Annotated in this window: 2 protein-coding genes; both read right to left on the reverse strand. The window is 67.5% G+C overall.

The annotated features are described in order from the left end of the window. On the reverse strand, nucleotides 1-766 hold a 766-nt coding region (locus ENN83_RS06340; RefSeq protein ID WP_287185305.1), incomplete at its 3' end, for a quinone oxidoreductase family protein. Next, nucleotides 763-1,770 (reverse strand): AMP-binding protein (locus ENN83_RS06345; protein WP_287185307.1); only part of this gene is annotated, 1,008 nt, incomplete at its 5' end. The genes ENN83_RS06345 and ENN83_RS06340, both read right to left, overlap by 4 nt.

The raw sequence follows: 1,770 nt of genomic DNA on the forward strand, positions 1-1,770 counted from the left end.
CGCCCAGGATGCCCAGGTCGAAGGGCGGCACCTTGCCCGAGGCATTGCCGAAACTGATCATCATGCCCACGGGCCGCAGGCAGTCGAGCGAGCGTTCGAAGGTCGCCGCGCCGATCGAATCCATCACCACATCGACGCCGCGACCCTCGGTCAGTTCCCGCACGCGGACGACGAAATCCTCGCGCTCGTAATTGATCGTCTCGGCGGCGCCATGGTCGCGCGCAAGCGCGCATTTCTCCTCCGTGCCCGCGGTGCCGATCAGCCGGATGCCCATTGCCCGCGCCCATTGGCAGGCGATCAGCCCGACGCCCCCGGCCGCGGCGTGGAAAAGGACCGTATCGCCCGATTTCAGCGGCACGGTGCGGTGGAACAGGTAGTGCACCGTCAACCCCTGCAGCACCATCGCCGCCGCAGTGCGGAAGTCGATTCCATCGGGCAGGCGGCAAACCTGCGCGGCCGACATCACGCGAACATCGCAATAGGCGCCCGGAGGCGTGGCGGCATAGGCCATGCGGTCGCCGGTCGCCAGATGCGTGACGCCCTGGCCCACGGCCTTGACCACGCCCGCGCCCTGCATGCCCAGAACCTGGGGCAGGGGCATCGGGTAGACGCCGGAACGCTGGCAGATGTCGATATGGTTCAGCCCGCAGGCATGGTGACGGGTGCGGACCTCGCCCGGGCCGGGGTCGCCGACGGGGCGCTGGACAAGTTTCAGCACCTCGGGTCCGCCGGGGGCCTGGAAGATGACGGCGCGGGTCTCGGTCATCGGGCGGTCTCCCTGAACAGGTCGGCATGGGTCTTGCGCAACTCGGCCTTCTGGACCTTGCCCATGGCGTTGCGCGGCAATTCGGGCAGGACGACATATTCCCGGGGCTGCTTGTAGCGCGCCAGCCGGTCGGACAGCGCGGCGCGGATCGCGGGCAGGTCCGGCCCTGCGCCGCTTGCGGCCAGGACGGCCACCACCGCCTCGCCGAGATCGGGATGGGGCAGGCCGATCACCGCGCTTTCCAGAACGCCCGGCATCTCGTCCAGTAGCAGTTCGACCTCCTTGGGATAGACGTTGTAGCCGCCCGAGATGATCAGATCCTTGGCCCGGCCGACGATCTGCACATAGCCCTGATCGTCGATCAGCCCCAGATCGCCGGTGGTGAAATAGCCGTCGGGGCGGAACTCGGCGGCGGTCTTTTCGGGCATCTGCCAATAGCCCTGAAACACGTTCGGCCCGCGCACCTCGATCATGCCGGTCTCGCCCTGCGCAAGCGCGGCGCCGGTCTCCGGGTCGGTGATGCGCAGCTCGACGCCGGGCAGGGGCAGGCCCACCGTTCCGGGCCTGCGCGCGCCGTCATAGGGGTTCGAGGTCAGCATGTTGGTTTCGGTCATGCCATAGCGTTCGAGGATGGCATGGCCCGTGCGCTCGGACCACGCATGATGGGTTTCGGCCAGCAGGGGGGCAGAGCCCGACACGAACAGCCGCATATGCCCGACCGTCCCGCGCCCCAGCCGCGGATCGTCCAGCAACCGGGTGTAGAAGGTCGGAACGCCCATCATCGCCGTTGCCCGGGGCAGCATGGCGAAAACCTGCTCGATGTCGAATTTCGGCAGAAAGATCATCTGCCCGCTCGACAGCAGCACCACATTGCTGGCCACGAACAGCCCATGGGTGTGAAAGATCGGCAAGGCGTGCAGCAGCACATCCCGTTCGGTGAAGCGCCACAGATCGACCAGCGTCCGGGCGTTGGACAACAGGTTGCGCTGGCTCAGCATCGCGCC

This window comes from Rhodovulum sp., from assembly GCF_011048875.1.
Taxonomy (GTDB): domain Bacteria; phylum Pseudomonadota; class Alphaproteobacteria; order Rhodobacterales; family Rhodobacteraceae; genus Rhodovulum; species Rhodovulum tesquicola.